The organism is Pseudomonas sp. W2Oct36 (genome assembly GCF_041060465.1).
GTDB classification, from domain to species: domain Bacteria; phylum Pseudomonadota; class Gammaproteobacteria; order Pseudomonadales; family Pseudomonadaceae; genus Aquipseudomonas; species Aquipseudomonas graminis_B.
This window is the reverse complement of the sequence record NZ_JAUERW010000020.1, coordinates 28,286-53,160: the sequence shown is the minus strand read 5'-3', so window position 1 is coordinate 53,160 and position 24,875 is coordinate 28,286. Positions and strand designations below refer to the sequence as shown.

General features: G+C 58.1%; 16 protein-coding genes. 10 read left to right on the top strand and 6 right to left on the bottom strand.

Annotated features, from left to right (window positions below; all coding sequences use genetic code 11):
- Positions 1–2 precede the first annotated feature (2 nt).
- From QWI18_RS21580 to QWI18_RS21560, 5 genes are read left to right on the top strand one after another with little or no spacing between them, the layout of a single operon-like run.
- The gene (locus tag QWI18_RS21580) at positions 3–1,718 is read left to right on the top strand and encodes a thiamine pyrophosphate-binding protein (RefSeq protein ID WP_369319806.1); all 1,716 of its coding nucleotides are present in this window, start codon (positions 3–5) and stop codon (positions 1,716–1,718) included.
- Positions 1,715–2,650, top strand: coding sequence for an NAD-dependent epimerase/dehydratase family protein (locus tag QWI18_RS21575; protein ID WP_369319805.1), 936 nt, complete (start codon positions 1,715–1,717; stop codon positions 2,648–2,650). Before QWI18_RS21580 ends, QWI18_RS21575 begins: the two co-directional genes overlap by 4 nt.
- Positions 2,637–3,041: a GtrA family protein gene (locus tag QWI18_RS21570; RefSeq protein WP_369319804.1), complete on the top strand. Its 405-nt coding sequence runs from the start codon at positions 2,637–2,639 to the stop codon at positions 3,039–3,041. Before QWI18_RS21575 ends, QWI18_RS21570 begins: the two co-directional genes overlap by 14 nt.
- Positions 3,034–3,966 (top strand): glycosyltransferase family 2 protein, encoded by a 933-nt coding sequence (locus QWI18_RS21565; protein ID WP_369319803.1) that lies wholly within the window; start codon positions 3,034–3,036, stop codon positions 3,964–3,966. The genes QWI18_RS21570 and QWI18_RS21565 overlap by 8 nt, the downstream gene beginning before the upstream one ends.
- Positions 3,967–3,984: 18 nt before the next feature.
- Positions 3,985–6,279: a sugar translocase gene (locus QWI18_RS21560; RefSeq protein ID WP_369319802.1), complete on the top strand. Its 2,295-nt coding sequence runs from the start codon at positions 3,985–3,987 to the stop codon at positions 6,277–6,279.
- A 144-nt stretch (positions 6,280–6,423) separates the two neighbouring features.
- Here QWI18_RS21560 and QWI18_RS21555 read toward each other — a convergent pair whose 3' ends face one another.
- The 5 genes from QWI18_RS21555 to QWI18_RS21535 all read right to left on the bottom strand — a co-directional run bounded on the left by QWI18_RS21555 (position 6,424) and on the right by QWI18_RS21535 (position 15,669).
- On the bottom strand, positions 6,424–10,146 hold the full coding sequence (locus QWI18_RS21555; protein ID WP_369319801.1) for a glycosyltransferase: 3,723 nt from the start codon (positions 10,144–10,146) through the stop codon (positions 6,424–6,426).
- A complete protein-coding gene (locus QWI18_RS21550) occupies positions 10,146–11,966 on the bottom strand; it encodes a methyltransferase domain-containing protein (RefSeq protein ID WP_369319800.1) in 1,821 nt (606 codons plus the stop codon). The genes QWI18_RS21555 and QWI18_RS21550 overlap by 1 nt, the downstream gene beginning before the upstream one ends.
- Complete coding sequence (locus tag QWI18_RS21545; protein ID WP_369319799.1) at positions 11,966–13,183, bottom strand: ABC transporter ATP-binding protein; 1,218 nt, start codon at positions 13,181–13,183, stop codon at positions 11,966–11,968. The genes QWI18_RS21550 and QWI18_RS21545 overlap by 1 nt, the downstream gene beginning before the upstream one ends.
- Positions 13,180–13,974, bottom strand: coding sequence for an ABC transporter permease (locus QWI18_RS21540; protein WP_272631366.1), 795 nt, complete (start codon positions 13,972–13,974; stop codon positions 13,180–13,182). Before QWI18_RS21540 ends, QWI18_RS21545 begins: the two co-directional genes overlap by 4 nt.
- Positions 13,975–14,226: 252 nt before the next feature.
- Positions 14,227–15,669 carry a mannose-1-phosphate guanylyltransferase/mannose-6-phosphate isomerase gene (locus QWI18_RS21535; protein WP_369319798.1) on the bottom strand — a complete coding sequence of 481 codons (1,443 nt, stop codon included), beginning with the start codon at positions 15,667–15,669 and terminating at the stop codon, positions 14,227–14,229.
- A gap of 598 nt (positions 15,670–16,267) precedes the next feature.
- Between QWI18_RS21535 and QWI18_RS21530 the strand changes: the two genes are divergently transcribed.
- The 3 genes from QWI18_RS21530 to QWI18_RS21520 are packed head-to-tail and all read left to right on the top strand — an operon-like array spanning position 16,268 to position 20,791.
- Positions 16,268–18,043, top strand: a complete 1,776-nt coding sequence (locus QWI18_RS21530) for a type I secretion system permease/ATPase (RefSeq protein ID WP_369319797.1) — start codon at positions 16,268–16,270, stop codon at positions 18,041–18,043.
- A gap of 13 nt (positions 18,044–18,056) precedes the next feature.
- Positions 18,057–19,382 (top strand): HlyD family type I secretion periplasmic adaptor subunit, encoded by a 1,326-nt coding sequence (locus QWI18_RS21525; protein WP_296311438.1) that lies wholly within the window; start codon positions 18,057–18,059, stop codon positions 19,380–19,382.
- On the top strand, positions 19,379–20,791 hold the full coding sequence (locus QWI18_RS21520; protein WP_369319796.1) for a TolC family outer membrane protein: 1,413 nt from the start codon (positions 19,379–19,381) through the stop codon (positions 20,789–20,791). Before QWI18_RS21525 ends, QWI18_RS21520 begins: the two co-directional genes overlap by 4 nt.
- Before the next feature lie 11 nt (positions 20,792–20,802).
- Here the strand turns inward: QWI18_RS21520 and QWI18_RS21515 are convergent, their stop codons facing one another.
- Positions 20,803–21,963, bottom strand: coding sequence for a glycosyltransferase family 4 protein (locus tag QWI18_RS21515; protein ID WP_369319795.1), 1,161 nt, complete (start codon positions 21,961–21,963; stop codon positions 20,803–20,805).
- A gap of 209 nt (positions 21,964–22,172) precedes the next feature.
- On the opposite strand from QWI18_RS21515, the gene lapG reads away from it, so the two are divergent.
- Both lapG and lapD read left to right on the top strand, forming a co-directional pair.
- Entirely contained in the window at positions 22,173–22,829 is a 657-nt protein-coding gene (gene lapG / locus QWI18_RS21510) for a cysteine protease LapG (protein WP_192133614.1), read from the top strand.
- An 8-nt stretch (positions 22,830–22,837) separates the two neighbouring features.
- Positions 22,838–24,784, top strand: a complete 1,947-nt coding sequence (lapD, locus tag QWI18_RS21505) for a cyclic di-GMP receptor LapD (protein ID WP_369319794.1) — start codon at positions 22,838–22,840, stop codon at positions 24,782–24,784.
- Positions 24,785–24,875: the final 91 nt, after the last annotated feature.

The window sequence follows — 24,875 nt, the reverse complement described above, 5'->3', positions numbered from 1 at the left end:
TTATGAAAGCATCGGATGCAGTAGCCAAGGTTCTGGCGGACACTCAAGTCCTCTACGGTTTCGAGCTCATCGGTGGAATGATTGCCCACCTGGTGGACAGTATCAACTTGCTCGGTAAGACCAAGTTGGTTTCCATGCACCATGAGCAAGGCGCCGCCTTCGCTGCATCCGCCGTCGCGCGCGCGACGAGTCACAAAGTGATGGGCGTGGCACTGGGCACAAGCGGCCCGGGCGCCACTAACCTGATTACCGGAATTGCCGACTGCTGGTTGGACAGCCATCCGTGCCTGTTCCTGACCGGCCAGGTCAACACCCATGAGCAGAAGGGCGATCGGGCTATTCGCCAACAGGGTTTTCAGGAGCTCGACAGCGTTGCCTTGGTGAGCAGCATCACCAAGTACGCTCACCAGGTCACCCATGTTGACGAACTGATTCCTTGCCTGCTCAAGGCGATCACCGTCGCCCGCGAAGGCCGGCCAGGGCCCGTGCTTCTGGACATTCCCATGGACGTTCAGCGGGCCGAAGTCGACGACGCCGTGCTTGATGAATTGCTGAGCGCATGGGCCCGCGAGTCGGACCGGGCGCCTGCGCAGAACGCCTCTCATGAAGACGTCTGGGCATTGTTGGAGAAAGCTCAGAAGCCGCTGTTCCTGATCGGTGGCGGCGCGGTGAACACACCCGGGTTCAGCCAATGGTTGAGCGAGGTCCGCAGGCTGGGCATCCCTCACGTTGCGAGCCTGAAGGGCGCCGAGAAGGTGCCCGCCAGCGAGCACTACATCGGGATGCTCGGTGCTTACGGGACGAGGGCGGCCAACTACGCCGTGCAGCATTGCGACCTGTTGATTGTTCTTGGCAGCCGCATGGACGTACGCCAAACCGGCGCCAAGCCCGAAACCTTCGCCCAAAACGCGCACATCGTGCAGTTCGATCTGGACGCCGCTCAGCTGGATAACAGGGTGAAGGCGCAGCAGTCGATCCACGCCGACCTTGAAGGGGTTTTCGCCTCCTTCATTGCTCGCGCTCCGATGCTGCCGTCCGCGCCGCCGTCCTGGCATGCAAGTTTGGCGCAGGTGTTCGAGCAATCGTTCAAGGACGAGTACACCGACTTGGGTTTCAGCCCTTTCGCTCTGTTCGGTGCCCTCAACGAATTGACCGAAGGCCGGGCGCTCGATTACGTGGCCGATGTAGGCAATAACCAGATGTGGGCCGCGCACACGTTGCGCCTGAACGCCGGTCAAGCCATGCACCACTCCGGCGGTCTGGGCACGATGGGCTTTGCCATTCCGGCGGCCGTGGGTGCCTGCATCGCTGGGCACAAGCCAGTTGTGGTGATTACCGGTGACGGCGGGGCCCAGCTGAATATTCAGGAGCTGGACATCATCGCCCGTGAGCGTCTGCCTATTCTGACGGTAGTACTGAACAACCACTCATTGGGCATGGTGCGCGGCTTTCAGGAGATGTATTTCGAGGGGCGTAACTCCTCGACGTACTGGGATGGCTATACCTCGCAATTCAAAGCCCTGGGTGAAGCGTACGGCATTGATTCGCGAAGCGTGATCGACCTGGACACGTTCAAATCCGCGGTCGTGGAGTTCCTGGCAAACGGCAAGCCGATGCTTATCGAAGTATTAATGCCAGACGCCCGCGAATGCCGACCGCGCCTTGAGTTCGGCCGTCCGATCCACGAGCAGTCGCCGTTGCTGGACCTGGGTCAATGAAGGTTGCCATCCTTGGAGCCAGCAGCCACATCGCCAAGGACCTGATAGCCAGTCTCGCTCAATCCACGGCGTACAAATGCACGCTGTTTGTGCGAACGCCCGCCACCCTGGACGCAGGCGTTCAAACGATCGCGGAGTGCGAGGGCTTTCCGGTTCTCGACTACGCCGCTTTCGATGACAGCGGCGAGTTCGATGCGATCATCAACTTCGTTGGTGTAGGCGATCCGGCGCGGGCCGTACAGATGGGCCAGGCGATTTTCAGCGTCACGGAGCAGTACGACAATCTGGCTTTGGCCTATTTGCGTAGCCACCCTGCCTGCAAGTACATCTACCTGAGCAGCGGCGCCGCGTACGGCACCAACTTCTCGGCGCCGATCACTGGGGACTCGGTCGCCGTTTTCCCCATCAACGCTCTGCAGCCACAGCACTGGTACGGCGCGGCCAAGTTTCAGGCTGAATGTCGCCACCGAGCGCTGCCAGAGGCGGCTATCACCGATGTGCGAGTCTTCAGCTACTTCAGCCATCGCCAGTCGTGCGAGGCGCGGTTCTTCCTGAGTGACATCCTGAGGTCCCTGCACACGGGCACCGTGCTGGAAGTTGCTCCCGATGACATGCTTCGCGATTACCTCACGCCTGCCGACTTCATGCAGTTGATCGACCGTGTTTTGCAGGCACCTCCCGGTAACGATGCAGTGGACTGCTACAGCCTTGCGCCGGTGGGCAAGTTCGAATTGCTGGCAGCGGTGAGCGACGAATTCGGTCTGAAGTTTACGGTTGCTGGTGAGCAGGCGCGGGTGAACGCCACCGGGCCCAAGGCCCATTACTATTCGCACAATCGCAGGGCTGAGCAGTTGTTCGGCTATGTGCCCGGTGACTCATCGCTGAGCGGCGTGTTGCGCGAAATCAGGCAGGCGCTGCATGCAAGAAACTGAAAAAGCGTGGCCACGGCTTCACGCGCTTCTCAAGATAAAACTGGTCCGGTTTGCGTTGGTAGGGATGTTGAACGCGGCGTTCGGCTACGGCTGCTTTGCCGGCTTCCTTTACCTCGGTCTGCACTACAGCATGGCATTGCTGTGCGCCACGATCCTGGGCGTATTGTTCAATTTCAAGAGCACTGGCGCCCTGGTGTTTGGTTCGAAGAACAACAAACTCATCTTTCGTTTCGTGGCCGGCTATGCCGTTGTCTACGCAGCCAACGTGGCCGGGATCGCTGCGCTGAAGTTGCTGGGCGTAAACCCCTACCTAGCCGGCATCGCTCTGATCGTGCCCATGGCTTTACTCTCATTCGTCATTAATAACAGGTATGTTTTCAATTATGCGTAAGCTCATCAGCATAGTGACCCCTTGCTACAACGAAGAAGCCAATATTGATGAGCTGCACCAGCGCATCGTCGAGGTGATGTCACGCCTCGACTACGATTACGAACATATCTTCATTGATAACTGCTCGACCGATAACAGCATCGTGAAGTTGCGCGCACTGGCTGCGCAGGACAACCGGGTCAAGTTGATCCTTAACGCCCGAAACTTCGGTCATATCCGTTCGCCCTACCACGCCCTGCTACAGGCTCGGGGCGACGCGGCCGTGCTGATCGCCTCCGACCTGCAAGACCCGCCAGAGATGATCGAAGAGTTCGTCAAAAAGTGGGAGGAGGGCTTCAAGACCGTGATGGCGGTGAAGCCAGAAAGCGAAGAGTCGCGCCTGATGTTCATCGCACGCCGCGCCTATTACCGCTTCGTGACCCGCATCTCGGAAGTCCCGCTGGTGCAGAACGCAACAGGCGCAGGCCTGTTTGATCGTGCGGTCCTGGACATTCTCAAGAAGATTGACGATCCGTATCCGTACTTCCGTGGGCTGCTGTGTGAAATCGGCTTTCCGATCGCAACCGTGCCGTTCAAGCAACCACGGCGCCAGCGCGGCATTACCAGCAACAACTTCTATACCTTGTATGACATTGCCATGCTGGGTATCACCAACCATTCCAAAGTGCCTTTGCGTCTGATGGTGATGGGGGGAGCCTTGCTTGCAGGATTAAGCCTGTTGGCAGCGTTTGGTTTCCTGATCGCCAAGCTGGTGTTCTGGAACTCATTCCAGGTCGGTATCGCTCCTCTGCTCATTTCATTGTTCTTCTTCAGTTCGGTTCAGATTTTGTTCTTGGGGATGCTTGGTGAGTACTTGGGTTCGGTTCACACCAAAATTCGCAATATGCCGCTCGTGGTTGAAAGCGAACGCGTAAATTTTGACTAACCAATCCGAGCAAAGACTTTGAATTCAGAAATCAGTACACGTCTGCACCGCCATGGCGACATAGGCGGTTTCCCTACGTGGCGGACAACGCTTGCTTGCGAGTGGAAGTTTCTCCTCGTTGGTGCAATTGCGACATTCTTCCTCGCCAGCTTCTTCATGAGCGGCTTGCACGGGCTGATCCCGGACCTGTCCCGGCCATATGGGTACGAAGGCGACGGGATGTTTCATGCCTGGATGGCGCAGCGGGTTACGGAAGGCTGGCTGTTTGATAATGCGCGCAGTGGCTATCCGTTCGGTTCGAGCTTCCTTGATTTCCCGGGCTCGGATGCTGCTGACCACTTATTGATCAAAGTGCTTGCGCTCATCGCGGGTGGTTGGCCAGCCGGCGTAAAGCTGTTTTATCTGCTCAGCTTTTCTTCCTGCTTTGTCGGCACCTACATAACCGCACGGGCGTTCGGCCTGAACCGCAAGTTTGCGGCGACCATGAGCGTGCTTTACACGTTTGTCCCGTTCCATTTCTTACGATTGAATCACCTTTTTTATACTTGGTACTTCGTCGCCCCGGTGTTTTTCTATCTGGCGCTCGATATCTACTACACCCACGCGGCCCAAGCCAAAGCTCCCATCAAGTCTGTGTTACGCAAACTTTCTCTAACCGCGTTGTGCATGGTGGTGCTGGCCTCCTTTGGTGTGTACTACGCGCTGTTCGGGCTGATCGTTCTGGCATCAGCAGGGGTATTGAGTGCCTTTAGATGGAAGAACATGCATGGCGCAAAAAAAGCAGCGCTGCTGAGCATTGCCATTGTGTTCGGTGTGTTTCTCAACCTCGCACCCAATATGCTTGGAACGTATAGAAACGGTCCTAACCAGGAAGTCGCCAAGCGCTCGTTCGCCGAGTCTGAAATCTTCGGTCTGAAGATGATGCAACTCTTGATGCCACGGCTGGACCATCGCGTAGGCCCTCTTGGGCCGGTTGGTGTGAAATATTACCAAGGGTCGCCGCTGATCAATGAGAACTACACTTCCGGGTTGGGGATAATCGGTGCAGCGGGGTTCATGCTGGCGTTGTTGTATTTGATATTTGCCCCCGCTCGTTCAGAGCATGACGGTAGGCTGCGCCTGCTGGCTGCCGTTACTCTGGTGTTGTTTCTGTTCGCGACGATTGGTGGGCTAGGCTCGCTGTTCGCAATGCTGGTGTCCCCTTCCATCAGGGGATGGAACAGGATCAGCATCTTCATAGCATGTGGCGCGTTGTTGTTCTTCTTCATCTCGCTGCAACTCATATTGCAGAAGAAAGCCCCTCACTTCGCTAAATATTCAATGGCTCTCTCCGTAGTGCTGCTGTTTGTCGGTCTGTACGACCAGACCGGACCAGTCTGTAAGCGTTGCAATGCAGCCGTTGAAGAGGCATTCGACAGCGATAAACGCTTTGTAGCAGCAATCGAAAATACGCTCCCTGCGGGCAGTGCTGTTTACCAACTGCCCTATATTGGCTTTCCCGAAGAGCCGATCATGAACCGCCTTTCCAACTATCAGCTTCTGGCAGGCGTGCTGCAATCGAAGGCATTGCACTGGAGCTTTGGCGGTATGAAAGGCCGGCCAGGTGATCAGTTCTATCGCGGACTGGCGCAAGAACCGATGGCGCGTCAACTTGAAGTCATCCGCAAGCTGGGCTTCGACGGCATTTACATCGATCGCCGAGGTTATGCAGATAACGGCCAGGCACTGGTGCAGGAGCTTTCTGGCCTGCTGCAGCAACAGCCACTGCTTCAGAGTGACAACAAAGAACTTGTGTTCTTCAGGCTCGATGGCAGCCAGCATCCGGATTTGAGCGGTCTCTCCACAAAACAGATTCAGCAGCAGGCAGGTTTTGTTGTCGACGCTATGGGTGGGCGTTACAGCGGTAACCTGGCGACCGGGATTGACTTCAACCGCGGTGGGATGCCTGAGTTCATACGCGCCGCGGAGGGCTTTTACGATGTAGAGCCGTGGGGGCGTTGGTCTTCTGCAAAAGCAGTGTTCGACTTTACCGAGCCACTGCCTCAAAAATTTACGCTTGTGCTGAAGGCTATGCCCTTTGGGCCAAACGCGACCGAGCCGACTCGCGTCGAAATAGGCAGTCATGTCTATAGCGTTCAGATTCCTCAAGGGACATCGGAAGTGCGCGTGGATGTGGACCTGGAGGGCTCAAGTGCTGACCGCATAACGTTCATCCCGCCTAAGCCGATCTCGCCCAAGAAGCTGACCGGGAGTATGGATGATCGGATCCTTGGCATCGGGTTTGTATCAATGCGCATCCTGACTGACAAGTGATCTTGCCCTTCAGCACTTGGCGCTGCCGTCAGCGCCAAGTGGCTACTGCAGCGGTGTCATTGATAGCCGCGTAGCGGCGTTCAGACGGGTCCAGAAACAGAATCCTCCCCCTGCCGTCAAGCCAGGGGGAGGATATTCCGGTGCTTATTCAGCGAGTGCCTGTGATGATTGAAACAGCTGTCCAGCGCTCTGCTCCCACGTCATCCACGGCATTCCATCAGACTTCGGCTGCGCGGCACTGCGATGCAGTTCGAGCCACGCCGTAACGCTCTTCGCGAGTGACTGCGCGTCCTGTCCCTCGAAATAGAAAGCATGCTCGCCGGCTACTTCTCGGAACACGGGGATGTCCCGGGCAATCAACGGCAACCCGTATTGCGCAGCCTCAATAAGCGGCAGGCCGAAACCTTCGCCGAGCGATGCAGCGATCAATGCGTCGGACTGTGCATAAAGGCTGCACAGATAATCATCGTCGATGCCCTCAAACCAGAACAGTCGCTTCCCGGATTCCGGGTGCTCCCTGAGCCTCTCGACAAGCCCCTCAACCATCCAGCCTTGCTTGCCGACTATCAGCAGATTGGCATCCTGCTGATTGGCCCAAAGCAGCTCGAACGCATCCAGAACCTGCGCATGTCCCTTTCTTGGCTCGACGGTGCCCACCATCAAAAATGAAGGACGGGCCTGCAAGCTGGTGAGCACATTCTTGGGGATGGCCGACGTGCCTTCGGCGCTGGTTGGCTTGGTGATGTCAGCCCCCAGATGGAACCACGAGATATTGAAAGGTCGCTTGGAAGGTTTGCGATGCTCTGCAACCCACTCAGCCATTTCATCCGCAACGGCTTTGGAGATGCATATCACACCGTCCGACTCTGCGACGGTTTCCAGCCATCCATCCAGGATGTCGGCCGCCCCTGCAGGAAAGCACTGCGCCAGCTTTTTGAGCAGCAGGTCATACACCACGAATTGCACCGTGACGCCACGGCGCCTCATCTCTGCCAGCGCCTGACGCTGTCTCGGGACAATAACGGGTTGCAGATCCAGGCCCACGAAATGGTCCCCGGAGTGGTAAACCACTGGCTCATCCTCAAGAAGATGAGTCGGGCAATTCAGGAAGCCCAGGGTGAAGTGTCTTGCGTACCGGTAGCCATCCGCGTCTTCGGTGGCATAAACAGGTTCAACCCGATAATTACCCGGAGGCGTCGACAGCCACACCTCAAGGATGCTTCGAACAACGCGTTGGATTCCGCTCTTGGCATCGCGATTAACCAGTTCGGAAATGTCCACGAGCAACTGCGGTTTCAAAATTGTCGGCTTCAGGCTCTGGTCAATGGACTCAGCAACGGCCATCGAACTTTCGTAGCTGAAGCCTTGTTTTTCGAGTCCTGCAATCGACGTCACAACCTCCGATACGGAGTGGTACGAATCTTCGTGAAATTTCTCGATGGCTTGCCGGTATAGGAAGGCACAGGCCCGAGGTGAGTGCCGGGTGTGAATCAGTTGCTGACCCTGCGCGCCGATACGCTCGCGCGTAGCAGAGTCCTGACGCAGAAGATTCAACGAGTCCGAGAGCTCGGCGTCGTCGAAATCGTCCGGCAGCTTGACCAGGCTGGAGGTCGGTATGTCCGACATGCTGCCGTTGGCGTTTACGATCGTGGCAATGCCGTAATTCAGGCAATCGAGCACAGCGGCGGAGGTTTCCCCGCGTGACAGCGTCCGCAACTGGACCGCCGCATCGGCGACTTCCAGATAGGCCTTGAACATGTCAGCGTCTGCCCAGCCCGTGATCTTGATACGGTCGCGGCAGGGGCTGGCGTTGATCTTCTTCAGCAGGTTTTCGCCAAACTCACCTTCGCTGTTCTGGCCAACGTAGACCAGATGACAGTGCTCGTCCTGCGCGAGCTCGGATTCCAGCCAGGCGTCCAGCAGACGATTGTTGAGCTTGGACGGGCCCAGCAAACCAAAACTGCAGACCACGAAGTCGCTTTCAGAGAAACCCAGCTTCTCTTTTGTCTCTGCGTGGGTTCGCGCGTTGGGGAAGCGAGGCGTACGCAGCAGGGGGATCTCGGCCCATTTCAGGCCAGAGTTTTCGCCGTACCACTGCTGTGCCAGCCGAATCGAGTAATGGGAATGAACAATGATCCCCTCGGCTTGCTGAAGCACTCGCAGGTTGCACGAGTATTTCCACACCGCATCGGCCGTATCAGCGCCGTTGACACGCTCACTGACCGCCTTGTAACCGTGACCGAGGTACAGCGCACGGGTCCAGAAGCCGTGATGCCCTAGATGAACCTCCATGTGCGCCGCAATGCCCGACAGGAAAAAATCGTGGAGGACGACGGTCCCCGGGATTTTTTCGATCAGATGGAACATGTGTTCGTGGAAGCTGGAGTTGCCGAAGTGGTAGATAACGCGATCAAACACGTGGGCGTTTTCTTCGAACCAGGCGACCGAGCGCAGCTTGTAATTGATTCCAGCGTCAGCGGGCGAAACCGACTCCTGGGCCACGATCACATCAATCTGGTAGTGGGCCGCGAGTTCAGGAAGCAGTTCGGCGCTGTAATCGCTGATCCCGCTACGGGCAGGCGGGAGCGGGGAAACATAGGCCAGCCGAGGCCGCTTCGGCGCACGCACAGGATTCGGGATCGAACGGCGTCCGGCGATCAATTCCTTGACTGCCCGCACGGCTCGAATCGCTGTCTCGTCCCAAGTGAATTTACGAGACTGCCGGATGGCCAAGTCCGCCAGCCCGGCCCTGAGCGCATCATCAACCAGTACTTGTTCCATCTTCGCGGTGATGGAGTCGATCTGATACGGGTCAAACAGCGCCTCGGGGTTTCCGAGCACTTCCGGGAGACTCGATGTATTTGAGGCGATGACGGGTTTGCCGCAGGACATGGCTTCCAGCGCAGGCAAGCCAAAACCTTCGTGCAGCGACGGGAAGATAAACAGCTTGCACGCGTTATATAGAGCGATCAGATCGTCTTCGCTCACGTAACCGGTGAAACACACGTCCGCTTTCTTCAAGCCGGTTGAGACAACAAGGTCCTGGAGACGGGAGCGTTCGTCCGGCTGAATGTTGCAGACAATCACCAGCTGATGATCGCGGCGGACCGGCTTCGACAGCTTGGCGAAAGCGCTGATCAGACCTTCGATATTCTTGCGCGGATCAATGCCACCCGTGTACATGACGAACTGGCGATCAATCCCCAAGCGTTTTTTCAGGCTTGTGTCCTGCTGTTCATCGAGCTTCGGCCGGTAATGGTCGGTGTCGATAGCGGTGGAAATATTGACGACTTCCTCGGGAGTGAAGCCGAGGTGGTCAATGACTTCCGATCGCGATGAGCCGGAGATCGCCAGCACCAGATCGGCGCGGCGCAAGTGCTGAAGCTTGGTTTCGTACCAGCTGCGAACCGGCGGTGATGCCAGGTAAGCGTCGGGATTGATGTAGGGAATGAGGTCGTAGACGATCGTTGCCGTGGGGATCGACGAGTTCAGCGCCTTGATGCTGGTCACCACGTCGTCGACCAGACCTTCAAACAGGCTGGTGATCAGGATGAGGTCAGGGTCCAGGTTGGCAATGAACGCCTCACGCACCAATTCGGAAGCCTGCCGATTCCAGGCATTCTCCGGATTGAGCGCGCTGACCTTGCTGCTCGGCCTCCATGTCTGGATATGGCTGGGCGGCAACAGGCCATAAAGCTCGTCCCGAATGTAATCGACAGCGTCGCCGAATAGCCCGTTCAGGACGACGAAGACTTCCACGTCGCTACGGTTTTTGATGAAGGCCTTGGTGAACGACAGCGCGTACCGTCCGATGCCCCGATTTCTGTTTTCCGCCTGGGCGCCCTGAAGGTCAATAACGACGCGCATCAATTCGTATCCTTACGTTGTTCGTTGCTGTTGAGGCGGTTGTAGATAGCCTTGGCATTTTCCGTGAGGTGAGCCGGAGCAGCGGGGACATCACTCGGATCCGGCGTAAAGCTCGGAGTCGGCTCCGGGTACTGGACCGTCTGCGGCGTGACCACTGTTTCCGCCCTGAGACGAGCGGCAAGGGCTTGCAATCTGGTTTGCAGGCCGGGGATACGAAACAGCACGCGCTTGACGTTCTTGCGCAGGCCGGGTCGGTTCAGAACGCCTTTCAATACTCTCTTGATCGCCCGCTTGAGTGTCTGCGACGGCGATGAAGTCACTGATCTGCCCAGCACTGCACCGCCTCGAAGCGGGCTTGTTACCCGCCATGAGGTGCTGTTTTTCAGCTGAGTGAGGTACTCGTTCAACGAGTGATGTTCGCCGGTCAACGCTTTGATTCTTTCATCTTTGTGAGCAGCATCGTCTTTCAACGCATTGATCTGGCTCAGGCGGTTTTCTGCCTCGGTGTACCACATGTGTGCGTTTCTGGAGGACTCATCGAGCAGTTTAACCAACGAAGCGTTCGCAAACTCGAGAGAGGTGTTGGCGTTTTCCAGTGCGATGTTTGCCGTCTTTAGCTTGTCAAGCTTGAAGTCCAGAACTGCAGCTTTGACGTCATCCACTTGATTGGTCATCGCGGAGTACTCACGCGCGACATGGTCAAATCGACTTTCGAGCAGCGAAGCAGTGCTAGTCAGAATCTCGCATTGTTCCTTCAGTTTCTCTGCCTGATTGCTTGCGAGACGTGATCGCAGATCATCGAGCATTGCGGTCTGAACCTCGTCAAAACGGTGTTCGAATTCCCCCAGCGTTACCTTTTGATTGGTTACCAGACGCTGCTCCAGCTCGCCGAGCCTGGAAGATTGAGTTTCTTCATAAAGACGTGCCAACTCGCCGAGCCTAGAGGATTGAGTTTCTTCATAAAGACGTGCCAGCTCACCGAGCATGGACGATTGAGTTTCTTCATAAAGACGTGCCAGCTCACCGAGCTTGGATGATTGAGTTTCTTCATAAAGACGCGCCAGCTCAGCGAACTTGGACGATTGAGTTTCTTCATAACGACGTACGAGCTCGTCAAGACTCAATCCATATGCCGCGTCAAACGCAGGATCGAATGCCGACACGTCGAGCGTGCCTGCATCTTTCTGAGCAATGATTGCGTAATCCGGGCTCGTCCCGCCGATCACGTCCATCAATCCGACGGTAGGGCTGACCACTAGCGCCGGATTTTCTTGCAGACGCAACAGCTTCGACCGAGCAAAGCCACTGAATGAAACCAAAAATTCCAGCAGCATGTGCGGAATAGGCTTTTCATGTGTGGGGTCGAGGTAGAAATTCTGCGTCCCCACAATCAGGTTTTCTGCGTTGGGCGTTTCGAGAATCAGCAGGCCACCAGGCTTAAGGACTCGGTTCGCTTCGGCGACCAGTTGTTTCAGATCGTCGAAGGGTATGTGCTCGACGATGTGAAAACCGGTTAATACACAAAGTGAGTCGCTTGGCATCGCCTTCAGATAGAGCAGGGCGTCGGCCTTCTCGGCAGGCAAGTGGCGGGCCTGGCAGGCTTCCAGCATGCCTTCGTCCAGATCGACGCCGGTGGCATTGAATCCGTTCTCGACCAGGGTTTCCAGCCACTCGCCGCGCCCGCAACCTACATCGAGCGCGCGGCAGTCGTCATACAGACCTTGCAGCGGAAGGATGAACGGGAGGTACACCTGCAGTCGCTGCTTGATCGTTTCGTGGGAGCCGCGGTGTTTGTCTTCGAAGGCGCGATAGAACTGCATCACTGGATGCACTCCACTGTAGGTTGTATCCAGGCTGAGCCAACGAAAGGGATTTTGTCGGCATTGATCACGTTGAACACCAGTGCCAAGTCTCGCCATTCATAGTTTGCGTTGAGGTGGGTGTCTGCCGTATGCAGGGCGACAGCGATAGAATATGAGCCAACGCCAATATTGGCGTCGAACCTGAAGACATACTCCAACTGGGTACTCCCTTCGAGCGCGCCCATCTTCTTGTCCAGATGATGGGTATTGGTTCCGTAAATCGGCTGGCCCAAGCGGTCCTTGATCATATAGCCCACGACCAGCTCGGGAATGGGACTGTTAACGCTGACCTTTACTTTCAAGCTCAGTGATTGCCCCACAGACACGAATTCGACCGGCGCATCGACTTCGTTGTACAGCGCAAGACTCTCAATGGTCGCTTCGCCGGAGCCTGAACGCGTTTGCACGCTCCCGTCTGCAAGCTTGTGCACTTGAACGGTGGCGTTTTCCTTCTCGGAAATAATGGCGTTGTAAAAATCCATCACCTCTTCCGGCGCGCCATCTTTGATCACCGTGCCGCCTTCAATCAGAAGCACGCGGTCGCACAATGCCTGGATCGAGCTTCGATCATGTGAAACGATCAGCAACGTGGTGCCTTGATCCTGGAACTCGCGAATCCTGTCGAAACTTTTGTGCTGGAAGTAGCTGTCGCCAACCGAGAGTGCCTCATCCACGATCAGAATTTCAGGGCGCTTGGCAGTGGCGACCGCGAAGGCCACCCTCATCTGCATGCCGCTGGAATACGTCCGGACCGCCTGGTCAAAGTATTCGCCAACCTCGGCAAACGCCTCGATCTCATCCATCACTTCATCAATCTGCTGAGTGGTAAAACCCATCAAGCCTGCCGCGTGATAAACATTCTGACGACCCGTCAGCTCCGGGTTGAAGCCCATACCGAGTTCCAGAATCGCCGCGATCCGGCCGTGCACCTCAACGGAGCCCGTTGTCGGTTGCAAGGTGCCGGTCAGCATTTTCAGCAGCGTCGACTTGCCCGCACCATTCTGGCCGACGATCCCAATGGCTTCGCCTGCATTAATCTCGAAATTGATGTGCTGAAGCACCCAATGCTCTTCGCGGGGAGCGCTTTTGATGCCCAGCCAGCGGCCAATACGCTGCCACTCGCTTCGATACGTCCGGTAGGCTTTGCCAAGGTCTTTTGCGCGCAACAGGCTCATAAAGCATCCACCATTTCGGGCGCTGCTCGGCGGAAGATGTAAAGGCCGAAGCCCAGCAGCAGGCATGTGATCAGGACAGTGATACCTATCTGCGAGAAGTCAGGCGCCACGTTGTAAACGAAGACGTCGTGATACGCCGTCACGATCGGGTACATCGGGTTCCAGGCGATCAGCGACTTGAGGTCTTCGGGGATGATGTTGATCGGGTAGACGATCGGCGTGAACCAGAAAAGGATCTGCAGCACGATCGGGATGACCTGACCGATATCACGCACAAATACGTTGAGCACACCGAGGATCAAGCCCAGCCCGACTGCCAGCGCCGCGACGATGAGAATCAAGGGGATGGCCCAGAGCATCTCCCAGGTCGGCCATTGACCGAGACAAATGAAGACTGCAAGCACGGAGAGCAGCAGCAGCAGATTATTCAGCAAGGCCGAGCCCAAAACGATGAAGGGCAGGGTGATCCGCGGGAATCTCATCTTCTTCATGAGATTGCCGTTCTCGATGAACAGCGTCAGGCACCGGTTGATGATCTCGGAGAAGAGGCTCCACGCAAGCGTCCCGGCCATCAAATACAGCGCGTAGGCGTATTTGTTTTCGATGCCGGGCAGTTTCGCTGCTAGAACGTTGGACAGGATCAGCGCATAGATCAGCACGTTCGCCAGCGGGTTGATGATCATCCACAACCCACCCAGGCTGCTGCGGGAAAACCGAGCTACGAATTCGTTGCGGATGGAGGTGCCGATAAAGCTCCTGTAGCTGTACAGCCCTCTCAACAATCCAAACATGTGTTCACCTTAAAATCCTGAAACTTCAAATGGGGCTCACTCACTGGCATTGCTTCTCCCGCGGTCTGGCGTCGATCTAGACGCGCATAAACTGATCAGATGAAGGACAACAGTTGGGCATTCTGGAAGCAGACCCAGTCTCGCCGGGAACTATGTTCCTGGCGAGAGGGGCCTTTGAGAAGGTCAAGTGCGGTCCATGGTCGTCGGCAGACACCAGAAACCATGGCTACCAAGACCAAAGTTTCGGTTGCCTTATTGACCCGCGCGGCCATAGACATCTTCAAAACGAACGATATCGTCCTCACCCAAATAATCGCCGCTCTGCACTTCAATCAGCACGAGGTCGATCACACCCGGGTTGGTCAGGCGATGCTGATGCCCCGCACGAATAAACGTCGACTCATTGGTGTTCAGCATCAGCTCCTGATCGTCATTCACGACAATTGCCATGCCGCTGACCACAATCCAGTGTTCGCTGCGGTGGTGGTGCATCTGCAGGGACAGCGACGCTTTGGGCTTGACCACGATGCGCTTGATTTTGAAGCGCTCGCCGTTTTCCAGAGTCGTGTAAGTACCCCATGGGCGATGCACCGTCTGGTGCAACTGATGCAGGGTGTGGCCAGACTTCTTCAGCTGGGTGACGATGTGTTTGACGTCCTGGGCATGATCCTTGTGCGCGATCATCAAGGCATCGGCTGTGTCGATGACCAGCAGGTCTTCCACGCCGACCAGTGCGGTCAGGCGTTCTTCGCTGTTGACGTAGTTGTTGCGCGCGCCGTGGGACAGCACTTCGCCTTCAAAGCGGTTGCCATTGGCATCGGCATTGGTGAGTTCGCTCACTGCGTTCCACGAGCCGATGTCGCTCCAGCCAATGTCGCAAGGGACGGTGGCGACCTTGTCAGAGCGCTCCATCAATGCGTAGTCAACCGAGATGTCCGGGACTTTGGCGAAGGACTCTGCGTCCAGGTTCAGGCAGCGGTAGGCGTCGCCTTTGGTTTCACGAGAGAGGCTGATGGATTCGGCAGCAGCAGACAGAACGTCAGGCGCATGCTTTGCGAGTTCTTCGAGAACAGCGCCCACCTGGAAGCAGAACATGCCCGAGTTCCAGAAGTAGTTACCCGCTGCCACGTAGGACTGGGCGGTGGCCAGGTCTGGTTTCTCGACAAAACGTGCGACTTTCAGGCCGCTTTCGCTCGGGATAGGCTCACCGGCTTCGATGTACCCGAAGCCCGTTTCTGGGTACTGCGGCTTGATGCCGAATGTGACGAGCCAACCGCTGGCGGCCAGTCGGACAGCCTTGGCGACGGCCTCGGAAAAGGCGACCTCATTCTGGATGAGGTGGTCGGCTGCCAGCACGAGCATGAACGCTTCAGGGCCGTGCGCTTCCTTGAGTTGCAACGCGGCCATGGCCACTGCGGCAGCGGTGTTGCGACCGAAAGGCTCCAGGATGAACGCTTGAGCCGGGCCGGATTTGGCAACATGCCGGTATTCGTCTTCGGTCTTGAACAGCAGCTCTTTATTGGTGACCGTCAGAATCTCCGTTACCCCTTCAAGCGCAGCGGCGCGCAGGAAGGTTTTCTGAATGAGGTTCTGTCCGTCGGGCAATGTCATGAACGGTTTTGGGTGGGCCTCGCGCGAGACGGGCCACAACCGGCTACCTACACCGCCGGACAAAATTACCGGTATCAATTCCATATTTCTAAATCCTTGCGCGTAGCCAGGCAGTGATGTTTGAAGTGAGGTCGCACCAGGCGCGAGGCCTCATCCGACAAATGCGGTTAGCAGGGGGCGGTTGTCGTTTTGGTGTAGCGTCCCGTGCGAAGGGCGCAAGAATATCAGAGTGGCGTCGACATGCGTGTGCCCCGAGTAGGTTTGCATGCTGTAGGACATATCAGTCGTCGGCAGGCGTCGCTGTGGCGATCCGACAGGATCCAACTTCTTGGCCTGTGATCCGGACAACACAGCCCCTGAGCCAGCAGCGCCGGAGCGCCGATAACATGAGCCCACACACGAGAGCAGGTCGTTTTAAGCGAGCAACGGTAGTGGCACGCCATCACCAATCGCTGCAATATCGAGCAGGCATCAGCACTACTTGATAAGGTCAGATCGTGGGGTCAGCAGCTCGTCGGATTGAGCGCCGGGCAACGAATAACACCGGTAGCCCAATGTCGGGATAGCAGGAAATGAATCTGAACGCGGAACGCAACGCCGGTTGACGGCTCTTATGCTGCCGGCCTTAGCCGTTGCCGCACTTCACTGGCTTCGCAGCCCTTTATCTTCAGCCATGGATTCTATGAATCGCTCACACGAAAACAACCTGCAAGCGGCACTCAAGGCTTGTCGCGGGAGCTTCCTCTCGGTCGGGTTCTTCAGTCTTTTCGTCAATACGTTGATGCTGGTTCCGACCTTTTACATGATTCAGGTCTCGGGACGCGTTGTGCCCAGCAGCAGCACCTCCACGCTGATCATGCTCACCCTTATTCTCACGATCCTGATGCTGACGCTCGGGTCGCTGGAGTGGGTGCGGTCACGCATCATGGTGCGCATCAGCAACCGGCTGGATGTGCTGCTCAGTCGTGACGTCTACCGCGCCAGCTTTCGGAAAGCGCTGAACAGCGGCGGCATGGACGCGTCGGCGCAGTCCCTCAATGACCTGACCTCGCTGCGGCAATTTCTCACCGGAAACGGGCTGTTTGCGTTCTTCGATGCGCCGTGGCTTCCGGTGTATACCGCCGTGATGTTTCTGTTTCACCCCTGGTTTGGCTGGATGACGGTTGTCTCCGCGGTTGTGCTGGTGGCGCTGGCGTATGTCAATCATCGCTATACCGGCGGCGCCCTGGCCGAGGCCAACAAGCAAAGCCTTACCGCCAATCTGCACACCACCAAAAGCCTGCGCAATGCTGAAGTCATCGAGTCGATGGGCATGCTCGACACGCTGATGGGCCGCTGGGCGGTTCGGCAGCGGCGGGTGCTGGTGTTGCAGTCCGGTGCCAGTGACAAGAGCGGCGTGATCACTTCCATCTCGAAGACATTCCGGGCCTGGGCGCAGTCGATGATGCTGGCGGCAGGCGCTTACCTGGTGATTACCCATGAGATCAATCCTGGCTTGATGATGGCCGGCTCTATCCTGCTGGGCCGTGCACTCGCGCCGATCGATCAGATGATTGGCAGCTGGAAAGGCTTCGTCTCTGCGCGCGTGCAGTACCAGCGCTTGAATGAAACCCTGGACAAGCTCAACGCCGAGCCTGAGCGCATGTCATTGCCAGACCCGGAAGGGCACCTGCAGGTCGAAAGCCTGTTTGTGGCGCCACCGGGTGCGAAAGCGGCAGTGATCAAAAACATCAGCTTCGTGACGCCGGCCGGCAGCATCGTCGGTATCGTCGGGCCAAGCGCGGCAGGCAAGTCGACGCTGGCGCGCTCGTTGCTCGGCATCTGGCCGCCGCAGCATGGCGTTGTCAGGCTCGATGGCGCCGACATCAGCGCGTGGGACAAACAAAAGCTTGGCCCGCACTTGGGCTATCTCCCTCAGGACATCGAGCTTTTTGAAGGCAGCATCAGCGATAACATCGCCCGCTTCGGCAAGATCGAACCTGACAAAGTCGTGCTGGCGGCGCGCACGGCTGGCGTCCACGAAATGATCCTGCAACTGCCCGACGGCTACGACACGGTGATCGGCAGCGAGGGCGTCAACTTGTCCGGTGGCCAGCGTCAGCGCATTGGTCTGGCGCGTGCGGTGTATGGCAGCCCCCGACTGATCGTGCTGGATGAGCCCAACTCCAACCTCGATGAAGTGGGCGAGCGTGCGCTGGGTGTGGCGCTGCAGAAGATGAAAGAAACCGGCGCGACGGTGTTCATCATTTCCCACCGGCCAAACGTTCTGTCACGCCTTGACCGGATCATGGTGTTGAACAGCGGCACCCTGACGATGTACGGCCCCCGTGACCAAGTGATCGCCGAACTCGCTCAGCAACAGGCCAAAGCTCAAGCCCACGCGCAGGCCCAGGCACAGGGTCAGAACCCGCCCCGGGTTGCTCCGGCATCGACCGGCGCCATTCAGCCCAGCGCCTGACAGGAATTCTTGAATGACCAGTAACGCGATGACCGTGCTCGACGAGCATTCTGAAGACATGCCGACGTCCGACCGCGGCATCCGCCGGGTCGGGATGACCATTGTCCTGGTGACCTTTGGCTTGTTCGGCACCTGGGCCGCTTTTGCCCCGCTGGGCAACGCCGTTTACGGTTCCGGCGTCGTCACCGTGCAGAGCTACCGCAAAACCGTCCAGCACCTTGAGGGCGGGATCGTAAAAGAGCTGCTCGCACGTGACGGTGACACGGTGCACAAGGGCGATCCGTTGATCATTCTTGACGATGGCCAGCTCAGCTCCGAGTACGAATCCACCCGCAACCAGCTCATCACCGCGCGCGCCAAAGAAGCGCGTCTGCGTGCCGAACGTGACGATCAGCCGGCCATTCCGGCGTTGAAGATCGACGGTGTCGAAAGTGATCGTGCCCGCGAAGCCATCGACGGTGAGGCCCAGGTTTTCCGGTCGCGGCACGACGCTCGCCTGGGCGAAATCTCCGTGCAAAAAGAGCGCATCGGCCAGTTGAAGCAGCAAATTATTGGCCTCAACGACATGATCGCGACCAAGGTCAGTCTCGAAAAATCCTACACCGGTGAAATCACCGAGCTGAAGGACCTGCTGCGGCAAGGCTTCGTTGACAAGCAGCGCCTGCTCGAACAGGAACGCAAGCTGGACATGCTCAAGTCGGAAGTCGCTGACCACCAGTCGACCATCACCAAAACGCGTCTGCAGATCAACGAAACCGAGATGCAGATCGTTCAGACCAATCAGAAATTCAGCTCCGACGTGGCCAAGGACCTGAGCGACGTGCAGGCGCAGGTCTTCGATTTGCAAGAGAAAGCCAGCGCGCTCAAGGACAGGCTGTCGCGCATCGTCATCCGGGCCCCGGAAGACGGCATGGTGCTGGACATGAAAGTGCACACCGTCGGCGGGGTAGTCAGCGCGGGGACGCCGCTGCTGGACATCGTGCCGGAGTCTTCCGAACTGGTGGTCGAGGCGCATGTGTCGACCAATGACATCGACCGCATCACCCTCGGCAAGCTCACCGATATCCGCTTCAGTGCGTTCAACGCTGCGACCACGCCGGTGATTCAGGGGCAGGTCACGCGAATCTCGGCTGACCGTCTTACCGACGAGAAAACCGGCGAGGGCTATTACCTGGTGCGCGTGAAAGTCACCGACGAAGGCATGCAGCGATTGGGCAACCGCAAACTGCAACCGGGCATGCCGGCGGAAGTGCTGATCAACGCGGGCGAACGCACGATGCTGCAGTACCTGCTCAAGCCTGCGCGCAACATGTTCGCCAAATCGATGATCGAGGAATGACCGTGGTCCGTATGCTTCCCGGTCTGCTTTTCGGTTTGTTTGCGCTGAGCGCCAATGCGGCCCAGCCCGCCGTCCCTCAACAGGTCAGCGCTTCGACCTATTCGCTGGACCTGATGACGCTGTACAAAGAGTCGCGGCTTGAAGATCCGCGCATTCTGTCGGCCTATGCCCATGCACGCTCTGCCAAGCAGCAGGAGCGTGAGGCGTTTGGTGGGTTGCTTCCCCAGGTTTCGGCGAGCAGCAATATCAACCGGATTCTGCGCAAGGATGATCAGTCGCGGGATATCTATGACAACAAAAGCTATGGGCTGAACCTCAGTCAATTCATTTACAACAAGGAAGCGTGGGAGCGCTATCAGAAGGCCAAGAGCGTCACGCTGCAGAAGAGCTCGCAGTCCGAGGATTCTCAGGCGGAAGCGACGGTTGATCTGGCCAAGCGTTATTTTGCTGCGCTGGCCGCCGACGATGCGCTGGAACTGGTCTCGGCCGAGCGTCGCGCCACTCAGGGCAGCCTTGATCGCGTCAATGCGCTGTACGCCAGGCAGATGGCCAAGATCACCGACATGCTGGACCTCAAAGCCCGGGTCGACTTGCTGATTGCTCAGGAAATTGAGGCGCGCAATCAGGTGCGTCTGTCACGGGAAGGGCTGTCGGAGATTGTCGGTCGCCCGATCAATGATCGCTTGAGCCGGATCCGTAACGACATCGCGCTTGAAGCCCCGACACTGCCGCTGGATGCCTGGATTGCCCAGGCGCTCGACAGCAACCCGCGACTCAAGGCGTATGAAAGCAATCTGGCGGCGGCCGATGCAGCGGTGCGTGAAGGGAAGGGCGGGCATTACCCGTCACTCAGTTTTAATCTGGGCGCGCAGCAAAGTGACGTCGGTTACGACAACACCCTGACCCCGCGCAGTGACAGCTACGTCGCCACCATCGGCCTGAAAGTGCCGATCTACAGCGGCGGCTCGACCTCCGCGCGGGTCAGTGGGCTGTATGACGAGCAATATGCGGCAGAGCAGGATTTGGAAGGCGTTCGCCGGCAAGTGGTGAAGGAAACCACCAACGCGTACCTCACCGCTCAGTCTGCCGTGGACAAGATCCGCGCGGGGCAGAATGCGTTGTCATCGGCCAAGCAGTCGAGCATCGCGGCGCAGAAGGCGTTCACCTATGGGGTGGTTAATGCCGTCGATGTGCTGACCGCCGTGCAGAACGAATTCAAGGCCCGCGGCGACCTGCTGAAATCGCAGTACGACTTCATCACCAACCTGTTCATTCTCAATCGCTGGGCCGGCAAGCTGTCGCAAGAGAGCGTTGCCAGCGTCAACGTGTGGCTCGGTGGCGATGATTCGGAAGCGCTGAAGGACTTGGGTAATTCAGCCCCCAGTAACACCAAAGTCACCCCTAAGTAGCCTGCAGCAACTTACGCCTTGGGGTGTGCCGCCAACACTTTGCGGTACACCGCCAGCGTCTGCCGTGCGCATTCCTGCCAAGTGAACTGACGAGCGCGTTCCAGCCCTATTTCAACCCGTTCGCTTCTGAGTGCGTCGTTACTCAAGACGTCGAGCATCGCTGCCGAGATGCTCGACGCGTCCAGCGGATCAACCGCCCAGGCGGCATTGCCAGTCACTTCCGGCAGCGACGTGGTGTTCGACGCGATGACCGGGCATTCGGCTGCGAATGCTTCGATGACCGGCAAGCCAAACCCTTCGTATAACGACGCGAACACCAACGCGCTGGCGCTCTGGAGCAGTGCGAACACATCGGATTGCGGCAGATAACTGAGCCAGCGCCCTTCGCCCTTTGCTTCAAGCGCCCTGAGCTGCGGAATCAGGTCTTCGTTGGCCCAGCCATCACGTCCTACCACAATCAGCGGATGCTCTTTGCGCACCGACTCCGGCAACGCGTTGAACGCCTCCAGCACCTTCGGCAAATTTTTGCGCGGCTGCAGCGTGCCGATGAACAGGAAGAAACCGGGTTTGAGTTGATGCTTGTCGAGCACAGCGTCGCGGGTTTCGAGGGGGATGCGCTCGAAATACACCGGGTCCACGCCCAGCGGCGTCACGCTGATTTTCTCGGGGGCAATCCCCATGTGCGTGACCAGATCCTGCTTGCTGTGCTCAGAGATGGTGATCAAGTGGTCGGCGCTGTGCACGCTTCGTGCGAACAGCCAGCCCTTGAGGGTTTTTAGGTTCTGCCTGATCCATTCCGGATGAATCAGCGGAATCGCGTCCATGACTGTGGCAATCACGGGGACGCCACTGATTCTCGGGATCTGGTGATCGGAGGCGTGGACGATGTCGACATCGCGAGCGATGGCGGAGGAGTTGGGCAGCGGCAGGCCGAGCAAGCCGCTCGCCAGCACTTGAATGCGGAAATCAGCTGAGAGCGTCTTGGGTACGCCGCACGCCAGTGTGGGTAGATTGCGGCCGAACGCATAAGGCTTGACGGTCATGCCTGGCTCTTCGCTTTGCTTGAGCTCTTCCATCGCCTGCCACAGAGAGCGGGTGTACACACCGATACCATCGAGATGACCGGCACGTTCACATCCTGCCCAGACGGTGCAGCTCAAACCAATATCCATACGCGTTTCCAAACCAACCCGGTGAGTCATGAAATCAAGGGGCGCGAGCCTATCATGAGTCGCGTTTTCGGGCATTTCCTTCCGCGCATGATCTCACCGCGCCATTGCGTTTCCCTCCCCAACCCCTCACCATCGCTTTCCGTTATCCATTGCCTGATGGACAAGACAAATTGGCGACACGCCCCGCTCAAAAGCGCCCTGGATTATGGATGCTTCTGGCGCTTGCACTGACGTGCACGGCGTGTGTCGGCTATCTGAGCGCGGATTGGGATTTCTCCCTGATCAGCCGCCGCGCCGAGGCGCTGTACGGACCGTTGGGCGCCGGCAAGCAGCGCATCGATGCCTGGCAAAATTTGCTGGCGACCGAGAAGCAGGTCAGCGAGCTGGACAAGCTGAAAGTCGTGAACCTGTTCTTCAACAAGCAGATGCGCTACGCCGAAGACATCGACCTGTGGCACGAGGTCGATTACTGGGCGACGCCGGTCGAGTCGCTGATCAAGGGCGCGGGGGATTGTGAGGATTACGCGATCGCCAAGTATTTCAGCCTGCGCCGTCTGGGCGTGCCCAGCGAAAAGCTGCTGATCACCTACGTCAAGGCGCTGCGCCTGAACCGCGCGCACATGGTACTGACCTATTACTCGAGCCCCAACGCCATGCCGTTGGTGCTCGACAGCCTGATCGACGACATCAAACCCGCCAGCCAACGCACGGACCTGTTGCCGGTGTATGCCTTCAACGCTGAAGGGCTGTGGCTGCCGGGCGCGCAGGGCAACAAGAAAGTGAGCGACACCAAACGTCTGTCCCGGTGGCAGGACGTGCTGAAAAAAATGACTGCAGAAGGCTTCCCCACCGAGCCCGAGAATTAGGAGTACTGATGTCTCTGTTCAAACAGCTGTTGATCGCGATCTGTCTGTTTCTGGTGGTTGCCTTTGCGGGGAGTTTTGTCGTCAGCCTGGAAAGCTCGCGGGCGCAGTACGTCAATCAGTTGCGCTCCCACGCCCAGGACGCCGCGACGTCCCTGGCGCTGTCGCTCACGTCCAACATCGACGACCCGGCGATGGTCGAGCTGATGGTGGCGTCGATCTTCGACAGCGGTTATTACGCGAGCATCCGCGTGGTGGACCTGGCCAGTGGCGACGCGATCGTCGAGCGCAGTGCGACGCCGGACAATCAGGGCGTGCCGCAGTGGTTTATCAACGCCATCGGGCTTGAGCCCGCGGGCGGCGAGGCGATTGTCAGCCGCGGCTGGCAGCAGACGGCGCGGGTCGAGGTGGTCAGCCATCCGATGTTCGCGCTGGCCAAGTTGTGGCAGAGCGCCCTGGGCAGCCTGGGTTGGCTGCTGGTGTGCGGCGTGGTCAGTGCGATTCTGGGCGCGATGCTGTTGCGCCGGCAGCTGAAACCGCTGGATTACATGGTGGCGCAGTCCCAGGCGATTGGTCGTCGCGAGTTTCTCGTTCTGCCCGAACTGCCGCGCACACCGGAGCTGCGCCGGGTGGTGCAGGCGATGAACCAGATGGTCGAGAAGCTCAAGGCGCTGTTTCAGGAAAGCACCGAGCGCAGCGAGAAGCTGCGCATTGAGTCGTATCAGGACAGCCTGACCGGGCTGTCCAATCGCCGTTATTTCGACATGCAGCTCAACGCCCATGTCAGCCATCTGGAAGACGGCCGCGCGGGGTATTTGATGATGTTGCGCGTCAACGACCTGGCTGGCTTGAACCAGCGTCTGGGCGGCAAGCGCACCGATGCCTTGCTGGTGGCGGTGGCTGAGCAACTGGTGCGTCACTGCGAAAAGTACCCTGAAACCCGAAATCTCATCAGCCGCAGCCGTGGCGGTGAGTTCGCCGTGCTGGCGCCGGGTATGGTTCACGATGAAGCCGTGCAACTGGTGCAGAATCTCGACGCGGCGCTGCAGAGCCTTGAAGCCACCGGCGCCTCCGATGTCTCGCCCGTCGCGCACATGGGGCTGGCGCCGTACAGCCCGGGCGATGCCTCGTTGACCTTGCTGGCGCTGGCCGATCAGGCGTTGTCCCAGGCTGAAAGCGGCGGCGAGCAATCGTGGTATTGCATCGAGCGTGGCGCGATTGGCGATCTGGGTGAAGATCAGCACGCGTGGCACAGGACCCTGGATCATGCGCTGGAGCACGGGCGTTTTCAGCTGTTCTTTCAGCCGGTGGTGGCGTCGGGCGATGGCTCGAACGTGATGCATTACAAGGTGCTGTCGCGCTTGGTCGATGCCGACGGCGAGACGATTCCGGCGGGGCGCTTTCTGCCGTGGCTGGAGCGCTTTGGCTGGTCGAGCCGACTGGATTTGCTGATGTTGCAGCAGGTGCTGGCGCATCTGGGCACACACAATGAGCGCTTGGCGCTGAACCTGTCGGCGGCCACGCTCAACGATGCTGCGGCGCTGAATGAAGTGTTCAACGCCTTGCGCCATCACCCCAAACTCGGCGCGCGCCTGACCTTCGAGATCGGCGAGGAACAAGTGCCGGAGCAAGCGGTGCTGGAGAAGCTGACCCGACGCCTGCAAGAAGCCGGTTATTCCCTGGCGCTGCAGCGGTTCGGTGGACGTTTCAGCATGATCGGCAACCTGGCGCATCTGGGGCTGGCGTATCTGAAGATCGACGGCAGCTACATCCGCACCATCGACCAGGAAAGCCACAAACGGTTGTTCATCGAAGCGGTCCAGCGCGCGGCCCACAGCATCGATCTGCCGCTGATTGCCGAGCGGGTTGAGACCGAAGGCGAACACCGGGTGATTCTGGAAATGGGCATCGAAGGGGTGCAGGGCCGGCTGTTTGGGGATCCTGCGCCATGGAAGTGATGGGCTGAAGAATGTGTCTGCCGGTGAGACGCAATGAAGCTGGCCGACGCACGCCTGATCTTTTCGAATCAATCAATCAATCAATGGAAGT